Origin of the sequence: Shimwellia blattae DSM 4481 = NBRC 105725, assembly GCF_000262305.1 — a bacterium.
In the GTDB taxonomy this organism is placed as follows: Bacteria; Pseudomonadota; Gammaproteobacteria; order Enterobacterales; family Enterobacteriaceae; genus Shimwellia; species Shimwellia blattae.
In genome coordinates, this window is sequence record NC_017910.1 from 1,637,690 (window position 1) to 1,659,301 (window position 21,612).

A 21,612-nucleotide genomic window follows, 5' to 3' on the forward strand; every position below is an offset into this window, starting at 1 on the left:
GCGAATTTGGCCGGTCACTACCGGCCCGGGTCAGCCTGCGGCCTATTTGCGCCAGAAATCGTCAAACACGGTGATCGGCGTGCGGCGTTTATGCTCGGTGCGGGTATACCAGCCTTCAATGGCGGTGATGATGTCCGGGGGCAGGTTTTTCCCTTCCAGATAGTCATCGAGATTATCGTATGTCATGCCAAAGGCCACTTCATCCGGCAGGGAGGGGCGATCGTCTTCCAGATCTGCCGTGGGCTGTTTCAGGTAGAGGTGCTCCGGGCAGCCGAGGGTTTTGAGCAGCAGTCTTCCCTGGCGTTTGTTCAGGCTGGAGATGGGGTTAATGTCGGTGCCGCCATCGCCATATTTAGTGAAAAAGCCGGTCAGGGCTTCAGCCGCGTGGTCGGTGCCCACCACCACCCCTTTGGTCATGGCGGCGATGCTGTACTGGGCCTTCATGCGTTCGCGGGCCTTTTCATTGCCGCGCACGAAGTCGCTCAGTTCGATGCCCGCCTCGCGCAGTGCCTGTTCGCTGGCCTGTACGGCGCCTTTGATATTCACGGTCAGTGTGCGGTCCGGCTGAATAAACGCCAGGGCGTCCTGGCAGTCCTGCTCGTCGGCCTGGATACCATAGGGCAGGCGCACGGCAATAAACTGGTAGCTGTTATCCCCGGTCTCTTCACGCAGCTCGCTGACGGCCATCTGGCAGAGCTTGCCGGTGAGTGTTGAATCCTGGCCGCCGCTTATCCCCAGCACCAGGGTGCGCAGGAACGGATATGTTTGCAGGTATGACTTTAAAAAATCGATGCTGCGGCGGATCTCTTCACCGGCATTAATCTGCGGTTTGACCCCCAGAGTGCGAATAATATCTTGCTGCAAAGTCATACAACCCCTCCATTAAGGTCAGTCTGCCGGGTGGCGAATGATAATAATGGCAGTAAAACTACCGCGTTGCGATGAAAACGACAAGCGAGAGCCGGGCGGTTGTTCCCCGGGCGGTGGCGGAAAAGTCCGGAACTGGCCCGGTGTTACATTATTCTGATTTTTTGGTGACGAATAGAGCGTAAAATGGCTAACAGGTTGATAAATTGTATTTTATATTCCAGACTGAAAACGGGAATAACCTGATAGTTATCAGAGGACGTAATAATGAATAAACACATAGCCGGCGTATTCGGCGCCGCCGCAGTACTGGCCATGCTGGCGGGATGTACCGCTTATGATCGTACCAAAGATCAGTTTACCCAGCCGGTCGTGAAAGATGTCAAAAAAGGAATGACCCGCAGTCAGGTGGCCGCCATAGCCGGTAAACCGGCTTCCGAAGTGACCATGATCCATGCCCGTGGCACCTGCCAGACCTATATCCTGGGGCAGCGGGATGGCAAGATTGATACCTACTTTGTGGCGCTGGACGATACCGGCCACGTGATGAACACCGGGTATCAGACCTGTGCCGAGTATGATACAGACCCTTCCACTAAAAAGTGACCTTCAGCCGGTCTGCCAGTGCAGCCTGTGCTGGCAGACCGGATTAACCCCACTATTTTACCCGCCAGTTCACACGGTTGCGCACAGGACGGGCGACGTTCCCCCCGGGCTCAGGTATAATTCCCGCAGTTTGTGTGATTGCCATAGAGCCAGATTTGACACCATGAAACCACTTCGCCAGCAAAACCGCCCTATCATCAGCTATGTTCCCCGGGTCGAGCCTGCGCCGCCCAGCCATGCCTGGCGTATGGAGGAGTACCGGGACGTGTGGGTGCTGAAAAATAAATATGTGGCTTTTATCCTGGTGGGGGACCGGTTTCGCCAGTCGCCGGGGTTTGATATTCCCCAGGCCGCCCAGCGCTGGGCGGATCAGGTTCGCCAGGATGAGCTGTAACCGGGAATAAAAAAACGCCGCGCTGATTACAGCACGGCGTTTTTTGTGGTGCCCTGCGGGCGGTTAGCGCTGGGCCAGGGCTTCGTAATCGTCGCTGTTCAGCACGGCGGTGTCGGTCTGCTTCATCAGCTGGCTGGTGATGGTCCCGGCGGTCATTGCGCCATTCACGTTCAGGGCGGTACGGCCCATATCGATAAGCGGCTCAACGGAAATCAGCAGCGCCACCAGGGTGACCGGCAGGCCCATCGCCGGCAGCACAATCAGCGCGGCGAAGGTCGCGCCACCGCCCACACCGGCAACCCCTACGGAGCTCAGAGTCACCATACCGGCCAGGGTGGCTATCCATACCGGATCCAGCGGGTTGATCCCAACTGTTGGTGCCACCATCACCGCAAGCATTGCCGGGTACAGGCCCGCACAGCCGTTCTGGCCAATAGTGGCGCCGAAAGAGGCTGAGAAGCTGGCAATAGACTCCGGCACCCCCAGACGGCGGGTCTGGGCTTCCACATTGAGCGGAATGGACGCGGCGCTGGAGCGGCTGGTAAACGCAAAGGTGATAACCGGCCAGACTTTACGGAAGTATTTCACCGGGTTAACGCCGTTCACCGCCAGCAGGAGCGCATGCACGCCAAACATAATGGCAAGCCCGATATAAGAGGCCACCACAAAGCCACCCAGCTTGATGATGTCCTGCAGGTTAGAGCTGGCGACCACTTTGGTCATCAGGGCCAGTACCCCGTACGGGGTGAGCTGCATCACCAGGCGCACCAGTTTCATCACCCAGCTTTGCAGAGTATCGATCGCCACCAGTACGCGCTGGCCTTTTTCCACATCGTCTTTGAGCAGTTTCAGGGCGGCGATGCCGAGGAAGGTCGCGAAAATCACCACGCTGATAATCGAGGTGGGGTTCGCGCCGGTCAGATCGGCAAACGGGTTCTTCGGTACAAAAGAGAGGATCAACTGCGGCACGCTGAGATCGGCCACCTTACCGGCATAGCTGGTTTCAATGGCATTCAGCCGTGCGGTTTCCGCACTCCCCTGGACCAGACCTTCGGCGCTCAGCCCGAACAGGTTGGTGACCAGAATCCCCACCAGCGCGGCAATCAGCGTGGTGAAGAGCAGGGTGCCGATGGTCAGCACGCTGATTTTACCCAGCGACGCGGCGTTGTGCAGGCGGGCTACCGCGCTCAGAATAGACGCGAACACCAGCGGCATGACGATCATCTGCAGCATCTGCACATAGCCGTTGCCCACGATATTCAGCCACTGAATGGTGGCGGCCATGACCGGGTTACCGGCCCCGTAGACAGTATGCAGCGCAAGGCCGAACACCACCCCCATCCCCAGGCCGAGCAGCACCTTTTTGGCCAGGCTCCACTGAGTGTGGCGGGTTCTGGACAGCGCCAGCAGCAGAATAACGAACACGACAACGTTCGCAATAAGTGGAAGGTTCATCCCCAAATCTCCAGTTCATTATAATCAGGCATGCTCATTGGTCATGCCTTTATACCGCTCAGGGTAGCAGATGCCCTGAGCGGGAGTTTATATTCAAAAGATATTGTTTATTACTTTTTGGAATATAACGGTGGCAGTTAGTTTTGCTGGTGAATAATAAAACGATTAAACCCGCCCTGAAAGGTGTGAATCAACTGGCTGGACCAGCGGACCGCCTGGGTCTCCGGCAGCCCCTGGGGCATCCAGACTGAGAAACCAAACAGCGCGATGCATAAAATCCGCTCCAGCTGGTTGTTTTTGTGCGGGGTGACAATCGGGAATCTGAACCGCCAGCGGCAGGGCCACAGCAGGGGCACCCCGGCCGGGGTAAGCATATCGGCGGCAATATGGCTCAGATAGCCCAGCACCATCCCCTGCAGGACATCCGCCGGGATAAGCCAGGTTTCCGGCACCTTCAGATACAGGAGTGTCAGGGCGACAAATACCGCCATCAGGCTGTGGGTAAACCCCCGGTGGCCGAAGGCCCGGGCAATGGGGGTAGAGATAAGTTTCAGCCGCTGGCCGAGGAAGGAGCGCGGGTGATCAATATCCGGCAGCAGGCAGGTGAGCACCGCCGCCGGAACAATATGCCACCAGTCTCCTTCTGCCAGTACCGGGGTGAGCCCGGCATTTTTGGCGAAAACAGCACTGGCAATGGAAAAGAGCAGGTGGCCTTCCGCCGTCATGATACACCCGAAAATAACTGTCAATTCATCCAGTATAGGGTTTTTATACAGTAGACGGAAGGGGTGACGCGGTAACAAATTGTCACCGGGCCCCGGGAATACCGGGCGCCCGGGTGGTTAACCCTGTAAGTGGCTCAGGGTCAGTTCAGTCAGGGAGGTGAGCTGAACATCTGCCAGCACCCAGCGCGGGTTGCTGCGGTTCTCAGCCGCCGGCACAACGATAGAGCGCATCCGCGCCGCTTTGGTGGCGATCATGCCGTTGACGGAGTCTTCCAGGGTGACACACTGCAACGGGGGAATACCCAGCTGCTGTGCCGCGTTCAGGTACACCTGCGGGTGGGGCTTACTGTAGGGCAGATGCTCTGCAGAGGCCAGGGTATCGAACTGGCTGCGTAAGCCAAACATCTCCAGTACCTGCTCCAGCATATACATAGGCGAGGCGGAGGCCAGGCCCACTTTCATGCCGCTCTCTTTACACAGGGCAATGGCCTGGGCAGCGCCTGGCAGCAGCGGGCGCTGCTGCTCAACAAGCTCAATGGCGCGTTTAAAAATTGCCTGGGTCACCTGCGCTTTTGAGGGCCCCTGCCAGGGCTGGCGCCCATACCAGAGGTCAACCACCAGATCGATACGCAGCCCCAGGGTATCCGGTAATTCATGCTGGCGGGTAAGGTCGACACCGACACTGGCCAGGGTTTCCCGTTCCGCCTGATCCCATAAAGGCTCTGAATCAATTAACAGGCCGTCCATATCAAACAGGGCTGCGGCAACATGAGGGGCAGTGGTCATCAGCAATAACTCCTTCGGATAAATAGCAGGATAAATACTCTGCTGAGTGTACGCCCTGCGGGATGATTAACAAAATGCACCGCAAAATTCAGGCGAAACGTGGCGTAAGCAGGTAGACTTAACGGGTTTTTTAAGAAGATAAATCAAGGGGAAGGGATGACGTACCAACAGCTGGGGCGTGTGGCTATTATCAAACGTATTGCGGGCTGGGTAATTTTTATTCCCGCGGTGATATCAACGCTTATCTCTGTTTTGCAGTATATGTACCAGCACAGCGAGAAAAAACCGGGTATCGACGCAGTCATGATGGATTTTGCCCACGTGATGATCGACATGGTGCGCTTTAACACGCCGTTTCTGAACCTGTTCTGGCATAATTCGCCGCTGCCGGATTTTAACCACGGCCTTAATGTGGGCTTCTGGATTATCTATGTGCTGATTTTTGTCGGGATCGCCTTACAGGCCAGCGGTGCGCGCATGTGGCGCCAGTCGCGGGCGCTGAAAGAGGGGATCGAGGACCAGCTTATCCTGGAGCAGGCCAAAGGCCCGGACGGGCTGAGCCGCAGCCAGCTGGAGGCACGGCTGGTGATTCCGCGCCACACCCTGCTGGTGCAGTATTTCCCGCTGTATATCCTGCCGGTGATCATCGGCGTTATCGGCTATGTTTGCCTGTCCCTGCTGGGGTTTCTGTAACCGGGGCGCAGGTGGTCGCCTGCGCCCGGGACCTTAAGAGGCCATAAAATCATCCACGGCCTGGTGGGCCGTTTGCAGATGCTGGCCGCCAAACAGAATGGCGCGGTTTAATAAGGTATATAGCTGGTAGAGCGGTTGCCGGTCCATAAAATCCAGCGGCAGGGGAGAAACGGACTGGTAACCGTCGTAAATCTGCGGCGGTTGTTCCGGGTGGAGCGGCAGCATCGCCAGATCACACTCCCGGTCCCCCCAGTAGCAGGCCGGATCAAAAATCACCGGGCCGTCTGGCCCCTGGGCACAGTTACCGGACCACAGATCGCCGTGCAGTAGCGAAGGCTGAGGCTGGTGACCTGCCAGCCGGTCCTCCACTTTTTTGACAATCGTATCAATGCCGCCGAAGTCTATCCCTTTTTCCGCCGCCAGCTCCAGCTGCCAGCCAATGCGCTGCTCCGCAAAGAAGCTGGACCAGCGGCGCTGCCAGGTATTGGGCTGTGGGGTGGTGGAGAGGTCATTATCAAAATCCAGGCCAAACTGTGGCTGATCGCTCCACAGGTGAAGCCTGGCAAGCTGCTGGCCCAGCAGAAAAGCGTTATGGGCATCCAGCGGGCGGAGCGGAATATAGTCCTGGAGCAGGAAGCTGTATTGCCGGTCGCTGCCGACGCCCCACACATGGGGGACATGAACCGTAGCACTGCGGGCCAGAAGCGCCAGTTGATCCGCTTCGGCGGTGAAAATCGGCAACAGCTCCCGCGCGTCACTCTTAATAAAGATCTCCCTGCCGGCATACTGGCAGCGCCAGGCGCTGTGGATCTCTCCGCCGGGTAGTTCGGTACGCTCAAGGGCTTCTGATTCACCCAGTTGCTCTCTTAACAGACGACTGATGGCTTGCCACATAGTTTTATCCCCACGTTGTCTGGTAGATCATTAGCTTACGTGCTAAGCATGGACGAAAACACGACATATCGCACAACAATCACGTTAAATAATGGATTGTCCCGCGATTTGATCAGCGCCTTATTCATTTTTCTTATCCGCAGGGATCGTTCTTATTCAAAAGATGAAATAAGAAATTATTGCTATGCAAAATCGGCTTATTTTATAATTCGCGTCCTTTCTATGGATAGCCCATTTTGCTCCTCAGAAAAATATCCGGGGCCGGTAACGGCTTCTTTTTATGCTGTGCGGACAATAAGTTAAATGAAACTTTTTAAGACAGTACCCGTGGCGCTGCTCTTCACGGGAAGTGCGCTTGTAAGTCACTATGTAGTTGCAGACGATAATGTTTTTACTGTCATGGATGATCCCTCCACCGCGAAGAAACCCTTCGAAGGAAACCTGAATGCCGGATATCTTGCCCAGTCCGGTAACTCAAAAAGCTCTTCATTAACTGCTGAAACCACCATGACCTGGTATAACAGCGTCACGGCCTGGTCCCTGTGGGGCAATGCCAGTAATAACTCATCTAATGATGAACGGTCGTCGGAAAAATATTCCGCCGGGGGGCGTGGCCGTTATAACTGGACCGACTATGACTATCTGTTTGGCCAGGCCAGCTGGCTGAGTGACCGCTACAACGGTTACCAGGCCCGGGACGTGTTTACCGCCGGTTATGGTCGCCAGATCTGGAATGGCCCGGTACACAGTCTGCGGGTTGAATTCGGCCCCGGCGTGCGTTACGACGAATACACCGAAGGCGGCGACAAAACGCAGGCACTGGGCTATGCGGCAGGATCCTATGCCTGGCAACTGAGCGATAACGCCAAATTCAGCCAGGGGGTATCGCTGCTCGGGGCTGACGATACCACGGTGAACTCCGAAACGGCGCTGAATGTGGCGATCAATAGCCATTTCGGGCTGAAGGTGGCCTATAACGTGACCTGGAACTCGAACCCGCCGGACAGCGCGCCAGAGCATACCGACACGCGCACCACGGTCACTCTGGGTTACCGGATGTAATAATATGACCGGCCACCATTTTACTGGCCGGTCAGTTAAGGTTTTATTTGTTATTTTTTGTCTTATCCGGACGTGCGTTTTTTATTATTAAAAATATTGTCAGAAATAGTTTCTGTTATTTCCCCAATCCGCAGGCGCCAGTGCCTGGAGAATATTTATGCCCGGACATTATTAACAACGGCCCGATTACCCTAAATCAGGCGTTCATGTTACAGACCGGGAATAAAATCACCCCGTAGCCGGGTCTGTGGGGCGACAAGAGGGCGCTGAAGTGCTACTATCCCCCTCCGCAGGTTGCAACAGCGGCCTGCGCGTTCAGAAGCCGCCCACCACTCGCAATTGTCGGCGAGATGGGCAGGCAACGTACCTCAATTTTAAGCTAATAAAACGTTGTATGTGAGCTTTCGTGTGGCTCACCACTGCAAGTAAGGACTTATAATGCCTGTTATTACTCTTCCTGATGGCAGCCAGCGTGCTTACGACCACGCTGTCAGTGTTATGGATGTGGCCCTGGATATCGGCCCGGGTCTGGCGAAAGCCTGCATCGCAGGTCGCGTGAATGGTGAGCTGGTTGATGCCTGCGACCCGATTGAGCAGGACGCCACCCTGGCGATTATCACTGCGAAAAACGAAGAAGGGCTGGAGATTATCCGCCACTCTTGCGCGCACCTGTTAGGCCATGCCATCAAGCAGCTGTGGCCCAATACCAAAATGGCTATCGGCCCGGTTATCGACAACGGTTTCTACTACGATGTTGATCTTGACCACACCCTGACCCAGGAAGACATTGACCAGCTCGAAAAGCGGATGCACGAGCTGGCAGATACAGATTACGACGTCATCAAGAAAAAAGTCAGCTGGCAGGAAGCCCGCGATACCTTTGTCAGTCGCGGTGAAGACTACAAAGTGGCGATTCTTGATGAGAACATCAGCCATGACGATAAACCCGGGTTGTACCATCACCAGGAATATATCGATATGTGCCGGGGCCCCCATGTGCCAAACATGCGCTTCTGCCATAACTTCAAGCTGATGAAAACCGCCGGTGCCTACTGGCGCGGCGACAGCGACAACAAAATGCTGCAGCGTATCTACGGCACCGCATGGGCAGATAAAAAAGCGCTGAATGCGTATCTGCAGCGCCTGGAAGAGGCCGCAAAACGCGACCACCGTAAAATCGGTAAGCAGCTTGACCTGTACCATATGCAGGAAGAAGCGCCGGGCATGGTGTTCTGGCACAACGACGGCTGGACCATCTTCCGCGAGCTGGAAGTGTTTGTGCGCTCCAAGCTCAAAGAGTACCAGTATCAGGAAGTAAAAGGTCCGTTTATGATGGACCGGGTGCTGTGGGAAAAGACCGGCCACTGGGACAACTACAAAGACGCCATGTTCACCACCTCTTCTGAGAACCGTGAATACTGCATCAAACCCATGAACTGCCCGGGCCACGTTCAGATCTTCAACCAGGGTCTGAAGTCTTACCGCGATTTGCCGCTGCGTATGGCGGAGTTCGGTAGCTGCCACCGTAACGAGCCATCAGGTGCGCTGCACGGTCTGATGCGCGTGCGTGGCTTTACCCAGGATGATGCTCATATCTTCTGTACCGAAGATCAGGTGCGTGCTGAAGTCAACAGCTGCATCCGTATGGTCTATGATATGTACAGCACTTTCGGGTTCGAGAAAATTGTCGTGAAGCTCTCCACCCGTCCGGAAAAACGTATCGGTAGTGACGCCACCTGGGATCGCGCTGAGGCGGATCTGGCGGCAGCCCTGGAAGAGAACCATATCCCGTTTGAATATCAGCCGGGTGAGGGCGCATTCTACGGTCCTAAGATTGAGTTCACGCTCTACGATTGCCTGGATCGTGCCTGGCAGTGTGGTACTGTTCAGCTGGACTTCTCGCTGCCGGCACGTCTGAGCGCGTCTTATATCGGCGAGAATAACGAGCGCCAGGTGCCGGTGATGATCCACCGCGCTATCCTGGGGTCTATGGAACGCTTCATCGGTATTCTGACGGAAGAGTTCGCAGGTTTCTTCCCGACCTGGCTGGCACCAGTCCAGGTGGTGATTATGAATATCACCGATAGTCAGTCTGAATACGTTAACGAACTGACCCGTAAACTGCAAAATGCGGGCATTCGTGTGAAAGCAGACTTGAGAAATGAGAAGATAGGCTTTAAAATCCGCGAGCACACTTTACGTCGCGTCCCTTATATGCTGGTTTGCGGCGACAAAGAGGTAGAAGCAGGCAAAGTAGCCGTGCGTACCCGTCGCGGTAAAGACCTGGGTAGTCTGGACGTAAACGATGTGATTGAGAAGCTGCAACAAGAGATTCGCAGCCGCAGTCTTCAACAACTGGAGGAATAAGGTATTAAAGGCGGAAAACGAGTTCAAACGGCGCGTCCGAATCGTATTAATGGCGAAATTCGCGCGCAGGAAGTTCGCTTAACAGGTCTGGAAGGCGAGCAGCTTGGTATTGTCAGTCTGAGAGAAGCTCTGGAAAAAGCTGAAGAAGCCGGGGTGGACTTAGTCGAAATCAGCCCTAACGCCGAGCCGCCGGTTTGCCGTATAATGGACTACGGCAAGTTCCTCTATGAAAAGAGCAAATCTTCTAAGGAACAGAAGAAAAAGCAGAAAGTTATCCAGGTGAAGGAAATTAAATTCCGCCCTGGTACAGATGAAGGTGACTATCAGGTAAAACTCCGCAGCCTGATTCGCTTTCTCGAAGATGGCGATAAGGCCAAAATCACACTGCGTTTCCGCGGTCGTGAGATGGCCCACCAGCAGATCGGTATGGAAGTGCTTAACCGCGTGAAAGACGATCTGGTTGATCTGGCAGTAGTCGAATCCTTCCCAACGAAGATCGAAGGCCGCCAGATGATCATGGTGCTCGCTCCTAAGAAGAAACAGTAAGGCCACCAAGTAATCCTGTCTGAGGGGCTTGCCTCTCAGACAAGGTTCGCCTTTGTTTCGTTTATTTAACAATGCGAAGTGGAAGTTAATAAGATGCCAAAAATCAAAACCGTACGCGGTGCTGCTAAGCGCTTCAAAAAAACCGGTAAAGGTGGTTTTAAGCGCAAACACGCTAACCTGCGTCATATTCTGACTAAAAAAGCGACTAAGCGTAAACGTCATCTGCGCCCGAAAGCCATGGTTTCCAAAGGCGATCTGGGTCTGGTAATTGCTTGCCTGCCGTACGCATAAGCCAATTTTTTAATTTAATCGCCCGATCCATTTTGTGTTGCGGCCAGGCTCAGCGCCGTGGTCCCCAAAATGATGGGTAACAACAGAATATAGATACAGGAGAGAGCATATGGCTCGCGTAAAACGTGGTGTAGTTGCCCGTGCACGTCACAAGAAAATTTTGAAACAAGCTAAAGGCTACTACGGTGCGCGTTCTCGCGTATACCGCGTTGCCTTCCAGGCTGTTATCAAAGCTGGTCAGTACGCTTACCGTGACCGTCGTCAGCGTAAGCGTCAGTTCCGTCAGCTGTGGATTGCACGTATCAACGCAGCAGCACGTCAGAACGGTATCTCTTACAGCAAATTCATCAACGGCCTGAAAAAAGCCTCTGTTGAAATTGACCGTAAGATCCTGGCTGACATCGCTGTATTCGACAAAGTAGCATTCACTGCTCTGGTCGAAAAAGCGAAATCAGCTCTGGCGTAAGCCAGTTAAGAGAGGGAGCCTGGCTCCCTCTTCTTGTTTTATCTGTATCACTATCAGTAGATTGACATTTCCCGGTAAACGTTTTTGAATAGAACGCTTACGATAAGCGCCACACAAGGTAACGCAAGCATGAATGCTGCTATTTTCCGCTTCTTTTTTTACTTTAGCACCTGAACCCGGGAGGCTAGCGCGTGAGAGAAGAAACGGAAAACAAGCGCCAGAGCCTCCTTATGGAGGCTTTTTTTATACCTGACGTTTTCGCCTTTTGAATAAGACCAACGACTCCGGCTACCGTGCCGGCATAAGAGGAATACCATGCCACATCTCGCAGAGCTGGTTGCCAGTGCAAAGGCAGCCATTCACGATGCCCAGGATGTTGCCGCGTTAGATACTGTACGCGTCGAATACTTAGGCAAAAAAGGGCATTTGACCCTTCAGATGACCACCCTGCGTGACCTGCCTCCCGAAGAGCGTCCCGCTGCCGGTGCGGTAATCAACGAAGCGAAAGAGCAGGTACAACAGGCCCTGAACGCCCGTAAATCTGAGCTGGAATCCGCTGCCCTGAACGCGCGCCTGGCGCAAGAGACCATTGATATTTCTCTGCCGGGGCGCCGTATTGAGAATGGCGGCCTGCATCCGGTCACCCGCACGATTGATCGCATCGAGCACTTCTTCGGCGAGCTGGGCTTTACCGTGGCAACCGGCCCGGAAATCGAAGACGATTACCACAACTTTGATGCCCTGAACATTCCCGGCCACCACCCGGCGCGCGCGGACCACGACACCTTCTGGTTCGATGCCACCCGCCTGCTGCGTACCCAGACCTCCGGCGTGCAGATTCGCACCATGGAGCACCAGCAGCCGCCGATCCGCATTATCGCCCCGGGCCGGGTATACCGTAACGACTACGACCAGACCCACACCCCGATGTTCCACCAGATGGAAGGGCTGATTGTTGATAAAAACATCAACTTCACCAACCTCAAAGGCACCCTGAACGACTTCCTGCGTAACTTCTTTGAAGAAGATCTGCAGGTGCGTTTCCGCCCGTCTTATTTCCCGTTTACCGAACCGTCTGCCGAAGTGGACGTGATGGGCAAAAACGGCAAATGGCTGGAAGTGCTGGGCTGCGGCATGGTGCACCCGAACGTTCTGCGTAATGTGGGTATTGATCCGGAAGTTTACTCCGGCTTCGCCTTCGGGATGGGGATGGAGCGTCTGACCATGCTGCGTTATGGCGTGACCGATCTGCGCTCGTTCTTCGAAAATGACTTACGTTTCCTCAAACAGTTTAAATAAGGCAGGACTATCCAATGAAATTCAGTGAACTCTGGTTACGCGAATGGGTAAATCCGGCCATTGACAGTGACGCGCTGTGCAGCCAGATAACCATGGCCGGTCTGGAAGTGGACGGTACTGAAGCCGTTGCCGGTGCGTTTAATGGTGTTGTCGTCGGTGAAGTGGTGGAGTGCGCCCAGCACCCGAACGCAGACAAACTGCGGGTGACAAAAGTTAATGTGGGCGGCGAACGCTTGCTGGATATCGTCTGTGGCGCGCCAAACTGCCGCCAGGGCCTGCGCGTGGCGGTCGCCACCATTGGTGCCGTACTGCCGGGCGATTTCAAAATCAAAGCCGCCAAACTGCGCGGTGAGCCCTCTGAAGGGATGCTGTGCTCCTACTCGGAGCTGGGCATTTCTGATGACCACAGCGGCATTATCGAACTGCCGGCGGATGCCCCCATCGGTACGGATATCCGTGAATACCTGAAGCTGGACGATACCGCCATTGAAGTCAGCATCACCCCGAACCGGGCAGACTGCCTGAGCATCATCGGGATTGCCCGGGATGTGGCAGTGCTGAACAAAATGACCCTGAACGCACCGGATATCGCCCCGGTAGCGGCCACCATCAGCGACACGCTGCCGATCCGCGTTGAAGCCACCAGCGCCTGCCCGCGCTACCTGGGCCGGGTTATCAAAGGCATTAATGTGAAGGCCGCCACGCCGTTGTGGATGAAAGAAAAACTGCGCCGCTGCGGGATCCGCTCCATTGACCCGGTAGTAGACGTGACTAACTACGTCCTGCTGGAGCTGGGCCAGCCGATGCACGCTTTCGATCTGAACCGTATTGACGGCGGGATCGTGGTGCGTATGGCGGAAGAGGGCGAGAAACTGGTCCTGCTTGACGGCAGCGAAGCGACCCTGAAAGCCGACACTCTGGTGATTGCTGACCATAAAAAAGCCCTCGCCATGGGCGGTATCTTCGGCGGTGAACATTCCGGCGTCAGTGAAGAGACCCGGGACGTGATGCTGGAGTGTGCCTTCTTTAACCCGCTGGCTATCACCGGCCGCGCCCGTCGCCATGGCCTGCATACGGATGCCTCCCACCGTTATGAGCGCGGTGTGGATCCGACCCTGCAGTTCAAAGCCCTGGATCGCGCGACCCGCCTGCTGATGGATATCTGCGGCGGTAACGCAGGCCCGGTTATCGACCAGACCAGCCAGGCAGATTTACCGAAGCGTGCCACCATCACCCTGCGTCGCAGTAAGCTGGATCGCCTGATTGGCTACCACATTGATGACGCCCAGGTGACCGATATTCTGACCCGTCTGGGCTGTGAAGTGACTGTGGGCCAGGATCAGTGGCAGGCCGTGGCGCCGGGCTGGCGTTTTGATATGGAAATCGAAGAAGACCTGGTGGAGGAAGTTGCCCGCCTGTTCGGTTACGACAATATCCCCAACACCCCGGTACAGGCCGGTCTGGTGATGGGCAGCCATCGCGAAGCGGTACTGCCCATGAAGCGGGTGAAAACCATGCTGGTGGACAAAGGCTACCAGGAAGTGATCACCTACAGCTTTGTGGATCCGAAAATCCAGCAGCTGCTGCACCCGGGTGAAGAAGCGCTTCTGCTGCCAAGCCCTATCTCCAGCGAAATGTCCGCCATGCGTCTTTCCCTGTGGACCGGTCTGCTGAGCACGGTTATCTATAACCAGAACCGCCAGCAGGGGCGCGTGCGCCTGTTTGAAACCGGGCTGCGCTTTGTGCCGGATACCAACGCAGATCTCGGCATTCGCCAGGATGTGATGCTGGCCGGTGTGATTTGCGGTAACCGCTATGAAGAGCACTGGGATCTGGCGAAAGGCAGTGTCGACTTCTATGATTTGAAAGGCGATCTGGAATCGGTACTGGAGCTGACCGGTAAATTATCCGAAATTGAGTTCCGGGCAGAAGCCATTGCGGCACTGCATCCGGGCCAGAGTGCGGCGATTTATCTTGATGGCGTACGTATCGGATTTATCGGCGTTATTCATCCGGAGCTGGAGCGCAAGCTGGACCTGAACGGCCGCACGCTGGTGTTTGAGCTGCTGTGGGATGCGCTGGCAGACCGCGTCGTACCGCAGTCTCAGGGGGTTTCCCGCTTCCCGTCTAACCGTCGCGATATCGCGGTTGTGGTAGCCGAAAATGTGCCCGCAGCGGATGTTTTGGCAGAGTGTAAGAAAGTTGGCGTAAATCAGGTAGTTGGCGTAAACTTATTTGACGTGTACCGTGGCAAGGGCGTGGCCGAAGGCTATAAGAGCCTGGCTATCAGCCTGATCCTGCAGGATTCCGGCCGTACACTCGAAGAAGAGGAGATTGCCGCTACCGTTGCCAAATGTGTAGAGGCACTAAAAGAGCGATTCCAGGCATCATTGAGGGATTGAACCTATGGCGCTTACAAAAGCTGAAATGTCAGAATATCTGTTTGATAAGCTAGGGCTTAGCAAGCGGGATGCCAAAGAGCTGGTTGAACTGTTTTTCGAAGAGATCCGTCGCGCTCTGGAAAATGGGGAGCAGGTGAAGCTCTCTGGTTTTGGTAACTTTGACTTGCGCGACAAAAACCAACGTCCAGGACGCAATCCGAAGACGGGGGAAGATATTCCCATTACGGCTCGCCGGGTGGTGACCTTCAGACCCGGGCAGAAGTTAAAAAGCCGGGTTGAGAACGCAACGCCGAAAGACGAATAACTGACGTCATCCAAAAGGCCGCCTTGTGCGGTCTTTTTCTTGCCGGGTATCGTCTTCCTGCCACAGACAAAAGCGCCTGGCGGTAGCCCGTCAGGCGCTTTTTTTCGCAGAATAACGGCCCGGGCCGGTTATGCGGATTTAACGGCGGTGACCATCACCTCAACCAGGATATCCGGGCGGGCCATATCGGCCTGCACGGCAGCCCGTGCCGGGCTGAAGCCCTCGGGCAGCCAGGCAACCCACTCCTCATTAAAGCTGTCAAAGTCCCGGGCGATATCCTTTAACCACACCTGGGCGCTGAGCAGGTGGCGCTTATCGCTACCGGCTTCCAGCAGCAGGGCGTCAATCTTCTCAAACACTTCGCGGGTTTGCTGGCTGATATCCGCATCGCGGGTTTTCGGCGTTTGCCCGGAGAGAAAAACCAGGTTGCCATACTCAACGCTGGCGGAAAGACGGGGTTTGGGATTATTGCGTTTAATTGTCATGCGCTTTGTTTCCATGTCAGAGCATCTTGAGTTATCAACTATAACCGTTCAGCACCCAACGACAAATTGCTTTTCTCCCCCGCACGCCCCCCGTAGAATTCGCGGTATCTTAAGCGAACCTGACATAACCTATGCTGTCTTTTGCCCGAACCCAACAACGCTACAATCGCTACTGGCTGGCGGCGCTCACGCTGCTGTTGCTGGTGAGCTTTGTCTTCAGCCTGTGCGCCGGGGAGCAGTGGATTGGCCCGCAACACTGGCTTACGGACAGCGGCAAGCTGTTTGTCTGGCAGATCCGCCTGCCGCGCGCTCTGGCCGTACTGCTGGTGGGCGGTGCCCTGGCCCTGACCGGCACGCTGATGCAGGCGCTGTTTGCCAACCCGCTGTCTGAGCCCGGCCTGCTGGGGGTGTCTAACGGGGCAGGGGTAGCGCTGGTGGCCGGGCTGTTTATCGGGGGCGGTTACTGGCCGGGCTGGGCGCTGGGGGTGTGCGCCATTCTGGGGGCACTGCTTATTACCCTGATTTTGCTGCGCTTTGCCCGCCGCCATCTTTCTACCGGCCGGTTGCTGCTGGCCGGTGTGGCGCTGGGGATCATCTGTAGCGCCATGATGACCTGGGCGGTCTATTTCAGCACCAGCATGGATCTGCGCCAGCTGATGTACTGGATGATGGGCGGCTTTGGCGGGGTGGACTGGGGCCAGGGCTGGCTGATGCTGGCCCTGCTACCGGTAATGGTGTGGCTGTGTACCCTCGGGCATCCGCTTAATTTACTGGCCCTGGGGGAGAGCAGCGCCCGGCAACTGGGGGTCTCTGTATCGGCCTGGCGTAACCTGCTGGTGCTGGCAACCGGCTGGCTGGTGGGGGTGAGCGTGGCGCTGGGCGGTGCTATCGGGTTTATTGGCCTGGTGGTTCCCCATATGCTGCGGCTATGCGGGCTGACGGACCACCGGGCCTTGTTACCCGCCAGTATGCTCGCTGGTGGCGGCATACTGCTGCTGGCCGATATTCTGGCCCGCCTGGCCATACCGGCAGCGGAGCTCCCTATCGGGGTGGTGACCGCTACCCTGGGGGCCCCGGTGTTTATCTGGCTGCTGTTAACGGCAAAACGCTGATGCGCCCGGGGCTATTCCCCGGGACTATTCTCCCGGAGCAAAGGCCGGATCTTCATTAATGATGGCGTTTACCGCATCAATAAATACCGGTAACGCCGGGTTAGGGTTCGATTTTGAATAGACCAGAAAATTGTGTGCCTGAATACTGGCTCCTTCAATAGTGAGATAGGAAATATTAGGAAAGCCCAGGGTTTTTGCCGAAGCGGGCACAATAGAACAGCCGAGCCCGGCACTGACCATCCCCAGAATGGTGTGGGTCTGGGCGAACTCATATTTATAGTTGGGCGTTATTTTATTAAAAATAAACAGATCGCTGATGCGATCATAAAACGTTCGTGCCTCGTTCGGGCTGTAGCAAAAAAACGTTTCATTATTAAATGCCGTGAGCGGTATTTTGCGTTTGCGGGCGAGGGGGTGCTCAGAATGAAATGCCGCCACAAAGGTTTCCCGGGTTAACGGTAAATAGGTCAGTAGAGGATCCGGTGGGACATGGCGCACAAAACCGACATCAATCAGATTTTCCGCAATCGCGCTGACCTGCTTTTGCGAGACCTGCTCATAAAGCTGAAAATCCAGCCCCGGGAGCCTGGCGGTCATCTGTTTGAGTAGCCGGGGAATAAATTGCCAGGAAAATACCGCCGTAAAACCCAGCCGCAAAGTTCCGGCAAAGCCCATGGCGCGCTGGTGGGCCGAGGACTGAAGCTGATCGGCCAGCTTCAGGATCAGCCGCGACTCCCTGAGCACATGCTCCCCCATATGGGTGAGATTCACATGGCGGTTATTTCTGGCGAATAGCGCACATCCCAGGCTCTTTTCCAGTAGCTGGATCTGGCGACTTAGTGGTGGCTGGGTAATATGCAACCGGGCAGCAGCCCGCCCGAAATGCAGCTCCTCAGCCACGGCAATAAAACAGCGCAACTGGTATAAATCCATGATTCAATTCTTATATCAATGAATGCCGAATTTATATTAGACATGGAATAATCCGCTGTCCATCATCGTGATAAATAACCATGATGGAGAGCGCAAATGATACAAAATATCGCTACAACCCGGCCGCATATTTTATTAACGCAGCCTTTACCGGAACCGGTTGAAAAAATACTACTTCGCGACTATGAGGTGCACCGCCTTTATCTGGCCCATGATGCGAACAGTATGCTGTCTGACATTGCCCCCCTGATCCAGGGGGTGGTTACCGGCGGGGCGAAGGGGTTCTCCCGGGAGTTAATGGCCCAGCTACCGGCATTAAAAATTGTCGCCATCAGCGGCATCGGCACCGATGCGGTTGATCTGGCGTACGCCGCCCGGCGGGGGATTTATGTCACCACCACGCCGGATATTCTGACCGATGATGTGGCCGATATGGCTATGGGGCTGATTATCGCCACCCTGCGGCGGATGAGCGAAGCCGAACATATTGTGCGCACCGGCCAGTGGCCCGGGAGCACGCTCCCCCTGGCGCGCAAAGTGAGCGGCGCCACACTTGGCATTATTGGCCTTGGCCGGGTAGGGCAGGCTATCGCCCGGCGGGCGGTGGCGTTCAGTATGCCGGTGCGCTACACCAGCCTCACCCCCTGTGAGCATGTGGATTACACCTTCGTGGAGGATGTGCACGAACTGGCCCGCCAGGTGGATGTCCTGGTGCTGGCGGCCTCTGCAGACAGCGGCCAGGTGATTGTCAGCGATACGGTGATCGAGGCGCTGGGGCCAGACGGGTATTTCATTAATGTCGCCCGGGGTAAACTGGTGGATGAAGCCGCACTGCTGGATGCCCTGATCCACCGGCGGATAGCCGGGGCCGGGCTGGATGTCTTTGCCCGGGAGCCCCATGTACCGGAAGCCTTTTTCACCCTGCCTAATGTTACCCTGCAGCCCCACCGGGCCAGCGCCACCACCCAGACGCGTATCGAAATGGGAATGCGGGTGCTGGAGAATCTGGCCGCCTGTTTTAACGGGCAGCAGCCCCCACACCGGGTATAACGGCTTAGTTTTGTTCTGCACAACAGATGGGTGATAACGATGAGCAATCATAAAGAAAGTTATGTTTCCCTGCCACGCAGTACACATGTCGGGCGCCGCCGTTACTGGGTGCTGGCGTTAATTTTTATCATTACCGTTATTAACTACGCAGACCGCGCCACCATGTCCATCGCCGGGACCTCGGTCATCCGGGAGTTGTCCCTGGATCCGATGATGCTGGGGATGATCTTTTCTGCGTTTGCCTGGGCCTATGCCCTCGGGCAGATCCCCGGCGGCTGGCTGCTGGACAAGTTTGGTGCCCGGCGCGTGTATGGCATCAGCCTTATTTTATGGTCGTTGTTTACCGCCTTACAGGGGACCGTGGGCTGGATGGGCTTGTCCGGCGTACTGGCGGCCAGCACGCTGTTTCTGATGCGCTTTATGCTGGGGCTGGTGGAGTCCCCGGCCTTTCCCGCCAACTCCCGGATTGTCTCCTGCTGGTTTCCCACCCGCGAGCGGGGGCTGGCCTCGGCGCTGTTTAATTCCGGGCAATATATGGCAGTGGTGCTCTTTACCCCGCTGATGGCCTGGATAACCCACGCCTGGGGCTGGGAGCATATCTTCCTGTGGATGGGGGCGCTGGGTTTAGTGCTGGCGGCGGTCTGGTTTATCTACTACCGGGATCCCCACCAGGATCCGCGCCTGAGCCCGCAGGAAAAAGCGCTGATGAAGGAAGGTGGCGCCCTGGTGGATCTGGATGCCTGTCGGCAGGAGAAGAAACCCGGCCTGAGACTGGCAGAGATGAAATGCCTGTTTGTCTCCCGCAGTCTGTGGGCGATTTATCTGGGCCAGTATTGCATTACGGCATTAACCTACTTTTTTATTACCTGGTTCCCGGTGTATCTGATTCAGGGGCGCGGTATGAGCCTGATGCAGGCCGGGTGGGTGGCAGCGCTCCCGGCGATTTGCGGCTTTACCGGCGGCCTGCTGGGGGGCTACCTCTCCGATATGTTAATCGCCAGAGGCGTGCACCCGTCCCGGGCCCGTAAAACGCCGTTTATTATCGGCATGGGGCTTTCCACCACTCTGGTGTTTGCCAATGTGGTTGAGTCCGACAGCGCGGTTATCTTCCTGATGGCGATGGCGTTCTTCGGGAAAGGGTTTGCCGCCATTGGCTGGGCGGTTATTTCAGATGTCGCGCCGAAAAATATGGTCGGCCTGTGCGGCGGGGTATTTAACTGTATCGGGAATATTGCCGGTATCATCACCCCGATGGTGATTGGCTATGTGGTATCGGTGACCGGCTCTTTTAACCTGGCCCTCTATTTTGTGGCGGCCCACGGGTTACTGGCGATTATCAGCTATGGGCTGATTGCCGGGCGGTTTGAGCGTATACCGGGCTCATCGCCCGAGTGCCTGAGTGACCCGGTATCATCGCATCAGTAGTACACTGCCCGGCGGGTATTGTTTCGTTAAGGTTTAACTTGTTGGTTTAACGAACAATCCACGCCGGGCAAAAGGTTTGGAAATTAACCGGATGATGTGACTATAGTATATTCTCCAGAGACAACTCTCCTGCGCTGAGGAACTGCTATGCAACAGTCACTTGTTACTATCCCCGTTACCACCCTGGACGGGCAACCCACCACGCTTGCCCACTGGCCTGATCAGGTGCTGCTGGTGGTGAATGTGGCCTCAAAATGCGGCCTGACCCCTCAGTATGAACAGCTGGAGGCACTGCAAAAACAGTACCAGTCCCAGGGGTTTGCGGTACTGGGCTTCCCCTGCAACCAGTTCCTGGGCCAGGAGCCGGGCAGCGCCGAAGAGATTAAAACCTTCTGTAGCACCACCTACGGGGTTACCTTCCCGATGTTCAGCAAGATTGATGTCAACGGTGAACACCGCCACCCTCTGTATCAGGCGCTGATTGACGCCGCACCAGAGGCCATTTTCCCGGAAGGCAGCGGCTTTTATGAGCGGATGGCCAGCAAAGGCCGGGCTCCGGCACACCCGGGGGATATTTTGTGGAACTTTGAAAAATTCCTGATTGGCCGTGGCGGCCAGGTGATTGCCCGTTTCTCGCCGGATATGACCCCGGATAACCGCCACCTGATTGCGGCGCTGGAAATGGCGCTGGCGGCCTGATGCTCCCCCTGCTGGCGCTGCAAAACCTGGCGGTCACCGGGCGTCTGGCGCCCCTGAGCGGCCATGTTTTGCCGGGGGCATACCTGCACCTTGTCGGGCCGAACGGGGCGGGCAAGAGCACGCTGCTGGCCTGCATGGCGGGGTTGCACCCCCACCAGGGGGCGTGTTTGCTGAGTGGGCAGCCTGTATCCGGGTGGCCTGCGGCGGCGCTGGCCCACCAGCGGGCCTGGCTTAGCCAGCAGCAGGTGGCGCCGTTTGCCATGCCGGTCTGGCACTATTTATCGCTGCACCAGCCGCGGGAGTCCGCCCAGGCGGTGATGCTCTCCCTGGCCCGGGCGCTGGGGCTGGAAGATAAACTCACCCGCCAGGTCAGCCAGCTTTCCGGCGGCGAGTGGCAGCGGGTACGGCTGGCGGCCTGCGTGCTGCAAATTCACCCGGGCTGCCATGACGGGGGGCGGCTGCTGTTGCTGGACGAACCCATGGCGGGGCTGGATGTGGCGCAGCAGGCGGCGGTTGACCGGGTGCTGGGGGAGCTGCACCAGGCGGGCATAACGATTGTGCTGAGCAGCCATGATCTGAACCATACCCTGCGCCATGCAAGCCAGGTATGGCTTCTGAAAGGCGGGGTGCTGCTGGCCCGGGGCGAGCCCGGTGACGTGCTCAGTGAAGATAATTTAACCCGGGCTTATGGTGTCGGTTTCCGGCATCTGCGGGTAGATGGATACAATATGGTCGTTCCCGTCCCCTGAGC

Annotated in this window: 24 protein-coding genes and 1 other annotated feature; of the genes, 17 read left to right on the top strand and 7 right to left on the bottom strand. The window is 56.2% G+C overall.

Annotation, left to right across the window (positions count from 1 at the left end; translation table 11 throughout):
• Positions 1 to 42: 42 nt before the first annotated feature.
• Positions 43 to 870: an ammonia-dependent NAD(+) synthetase gene (gene nadE, locus EBL_RS07585; RefSeq protein WP_002440133.1), complete on the bottom strand. Its 828-nt coding sequence runs from the start codon at positions 868 to 870 to the stop codon at positions 43 to 45.
• A 264-nt stretch (positions 871 to 1,134) separates the two neighbouring features.
• Between nadE and osmE the strand changes: the two genes are divergently transcribed.
• Positions 1,135 to 1,473 (top strand): osmotically-inducible lipoprotein OsmE, encoded by a 339-nt coding sequence (gene osmE / locus EBL_RS07590; protein ID WP_002440134.1) that lies wholly within the window; start codon positions 1,135 to 1,137, stop codon positions 1,471 to 1,473.
• Between the two features lie 163 nt (positions 1,474 to 1,636).
• On the top strand, positions 1,637 to 1,867 hold the full coding sequence (cedA, locus tag EBL_RS07595) for a cell division activator CedA (protein ID WP_002440137.1): 231 nt from the start codon (positions 1,637 to 1,639) through the stop codon (positions 1,865 to 1,867).
• A gap of 63 nt (positions 1,868 to 1,930) precedes the next feature.
• On the opposite strand, the gene EBL_RS07600 is transcribed toward cedA, so the two are convergent.
• The 3 genes from EBL_RS07600 to hxpB all read right to left on the bottom strand — a co-directional run bounded on the left by EBL_RS07600 (position 1,931) and on the right by hxpB (position 4,833).
• Positions 1,931 to 3,322 carry an L-cystine transporter gene (locus tag EBL_RS07600; RefSeq protein ID WP_002440138.1) on the bottom strand — a complete coding sequence of 464 codons (1,392 nt, stop codon included), beginning with the start codon at positions 3,320 to 3,322 and terminating at the stop codon, positions 1,931 to 1,933.
• 137 nt (positions 3,323 to 3,459) lie between these two features.
• Positions 3,460 to 4,047 carry a metal-dependent hydrolase gene (locus EBL_RS07605; protein WP_002440139.1) on the bottom strand — a complete coding sequence of 196 codons (588 nt, stop codon included), beginning with the start codon at positions 4,045 to 4,047 and terminating at the stop codon, positions 3,460 to 3,462.
• A gap of 117 nt (positions 4,048 to 4,164) precedes the next feature.
• Positions 4,165 to 4,833, bottom strand: coding sequence for a hexitol phosphatase HxpB (gene hxpB / locus EBL_RS07610; RefSeq protein WP_002440140.1), 669 nt, complete (start codon positions 4,831 to 4,833; stop codon positions 4,165 to 4,167).
• Positions 4,834 to 4,989: 156 nt separating this feature from the next.
• Between hxpB and EBL_RS07615 the strand changes: the two genes are divergently transcribed.
• Positions 4,990 to 5,526, top strand: a complete 537-nt coding sequence (locus EBL_RS07615) for a YniB family protein (RefSeq protein WP_002440141.1) — start codon at positions 4,990 to 4,992, stop codon at positions 5,524 to 5,526.
• 33 nt (positions 5,527 to 5,559) lie between these two features.
• Here EBL_RS07615 and EBL_RS07620 read toward each other — a convergent pair whose 3' ends face one another.
• A complete protein-coding gene (locus EBL_RS07620) occupies positions 5,560 to 6,420 on the bottom strand; it encodes a fructosamine kinase family protein (protein WP_002440142.1) in 861 nt (286 codons plus the stop codon).
• 303 nt (positions 6,421 to 6,723) lie between these two features.
• Here EBL_RS07620 and EBL_RS07625 point away from each other — a divergent pair, with 303 nt between their 5' ends.
• The 9 genes from EBL_RS07625 to ihfA all read left to right on the top strand — a co-directional run bounded on the left by EBL_RS07625 (position 6,724) and on the right by ihfA (position 15,157).
• Positions 6,724 to 7,482, top strand: a complete 759-nt coding sequence (locus tag EBL_RS07625) for a DUF481 domain-containing protein (protein ID WP_002440145.1) — start codon at positions 6,724 to 6,726, stop codon at positions 7,480 to 7,482.
• A 438-nt stretch (positions 7,483 to 7,920) separates the two neighbouring features.
• Entirely contained in the window at positions 7,921 to 9,849 is a 1,929-nt protein-coding gene (gene thrS, locus EBL_RS07635; protein WP_002440147.1) for a threonine--tRNA ligase, read from the top strand.
• Positions 9,850 to 9,852: 3 nt separating this feature from the next.
• On the top strand, positions 9,853 to 10,395 hold the full coding sequence (gene infC / locus EBL_RS19750) for a translation initiation factor IF-3 (RefSeq protein WP_071840829.1): 543 nt from the start codon (positions 9,853 to 9,855) through the stop codon (positions 10,393 to 10,395).
• Between the two features lie 93 nt (positions 10,396 to 10,488).
• Positions 10,489 to 10,686, top strand: a complete 198-nt coding sequence (gene rpmI, locus EBL_RS07645) for a 50S ribosomal protein L35 (protein WP_002440150.1) — start codon at positions 10,489 to 10,491, stop codon at positions 10,684 to 10,686.
• A gap of 109 nt (positions 10,687 to 10,795) precedes the next feature.
• The gene (rplT, locus tag EBL_RS07650; RefSeq protein WP_002440151.1) at positions 10,796 to 11,152 is read left to right on the top strand and encodes a 50S ribosomal protein L20; all 357 of its coding nucleotides are present in this window, start codon (positions 10,796 to 10,798) and stop codon (positions 11,150 to 11,152) included.
• A gap of 124 nt (positions 11,153 to 11,276) precedes the next feature.
• Positions 11,277 to 11,399 (top strand) — a sequence feature (Phe leader region).
• The gene (gene pheM, locus EBL_RS20720) at positions 11,282 to 11,326 is read left to right on the top strand and encodes a pheST operon leader peptide PheM (RefSeq protein WP_001386830.1); all 45 of its coding nucleotides are present in this window, start codon (positions 11,282 to 11,284) and stop codon (positions 11,324 to 11,326) included. (Overlaps the previous feature by 45 nt.)
• Positions 11,400 to 11,467: 68 nt before the next feature.
• Positions 11,468 to 12,451 (top strand): phenylalanine--tRNA ligase subunit alpha, encoded by a 984-nt coding sequence (pheS, locus tag EBL_RS07655; protein WP_002440153.1) that lies wholly within the window; start codon positions 11,468 to 11,470, stop codon positions 12,449 to 12,451.
• A gap of 14 nt (positions 12,452 to 12,465) precedes the next feature.
• Entirely contained in the window at positions 12,466 to 14,853 is a 2,388-nt protein-coding gene (pheT, locus tag EBL_RS07660; protein ID WP_002440154.1) for a phenylalanine--tRNA ligase subunit beta, read from the top strand.
• Between the two features lie 4 nt (positions 14,854 to 14,857).
• Positions 14,858 to 15,157: an integration host factor subunit alpha gene (gene ihfA / locus EBL_RS07665; protein ID WP_002440155.1), complete on the top strand. Its 300-nt coding sequence runs from the start codon at positions 14,858 to 14,860 to the stop codon at positions 15,155 to 15,157.
• A gap of 128 nt (positions 15,158 to 15,285) precedes the next feature.
• Here ihfA and EBL_RS07670 read toward each other — a convergent pair whose 3' ends face one another.
• Positions 15,286 to 15,642 (bottom strand): RidA family protein, encoded by a 357-nt coding sequence (locus tag EBL_RS07670; protein ID WP_126298253.1) that lies wholly within the window; start codon positions 15,640 to 15,642, stop codon positions 15,286 to 15,288.
• 131 nt (positions 15,643 to 15,773) lie between these two features.
• On the opposite strand from EBL_RS07670, the gene btuC reads away from it, so the two are divergent.
• The gene (btuC, locus tag EBL_RS07675; protein ID WP_002440158.1) at positions 15,774 to 16,754 is read left to right on the top strand and encodes a vitamin B12 ABC transporter permease BtuC; all 981 of its coding nucleotides are present in this window, start codon (positions 15,774 to 15,776) and stop codon (positions 16,752 to 16,754) included.
• Positions 16,755 to 16,778: 24 nt separating this feature from the next.
• On the opposite strand, the gene EBL_RS07680 is transcribed toward btuC, so the two are convergent.
• The gene (locus EBL_RS07680) at positions 16,779 to 17,687 is read right to left on the bottom strand and encodes a LysR family transcriptional regulator (protein WP_002440160.1); all 909 of its coding nucleotides are present in this window, start codon (positions 17,685 to 17,687) and stop codon (positions 16,779 to 16,781) included.
• 96 nt (positions 17,688 to 17,783) lie between these two features.
• Here EBL_RS07680 and EBL_RS07685 point away from each other — a divergent pair, with 96 nt between their 5' ends.
• The 4 genes from EBL_RS07685 to btuD all read left to right on the top strand — a co-directional run bounded on the left by EBL_RS07685 (position 17,784) and on the right by btuD (position 21,610).
• Positions 17,784 to 18,737, top strand: a complete 954-nt coding sequence (locus tag EBL_RS07685; protein ID WP_002440161.1) for a 2-hydroxyacid dehydrogenase — start codon at positions 17,784 to 17,786, stop codon at positions 18,735 to 18,737.
• A gap of 39 nt (positions 18,738 to 18,776) precedes the next feature.
• On the top strand, positions 18,777 to 20,162 hold the full coding sequence (locus tag EBL_RS07690; protein WP_002440163.1) for an MFS transporter: 1,386 nt from the start codon (positions 18,777 to 18,779) through the stop codon (positions 20,160 to 20,162).
• Between the two features lie 147 nt (positions 20,163 to 20,309).
• Positions 20,310 to 20,861 (top strand): glutathione peroxidase, encoded by a 552-nt coding sequence (locus EBL_RS07695; RefSeq protein WP_002440164.1) that lies wholly within the window; start codon positions 20,310 to 20,312, stop codon positions 20,859 to 20,861.
• Positions 20,861 to 21,610 (top strand): vitamin B12 ABC transporter ATP-binding protein BtuD, encoded by a 750-nt coding sequence (btuD, locus tag EBL_RS07700; RefSeq protein ID WP_002440166.1) that lies wholly within the window; start codon positions 20,861 to 20,863, stop codon positions 21,608 to 21,610. Before EBL_RS07695 ends, btuD begins: the two co-directional genes overlap by 1 nt.
• Positions 21,611 to 21,612: the final 2 nt, after the last annotated feature.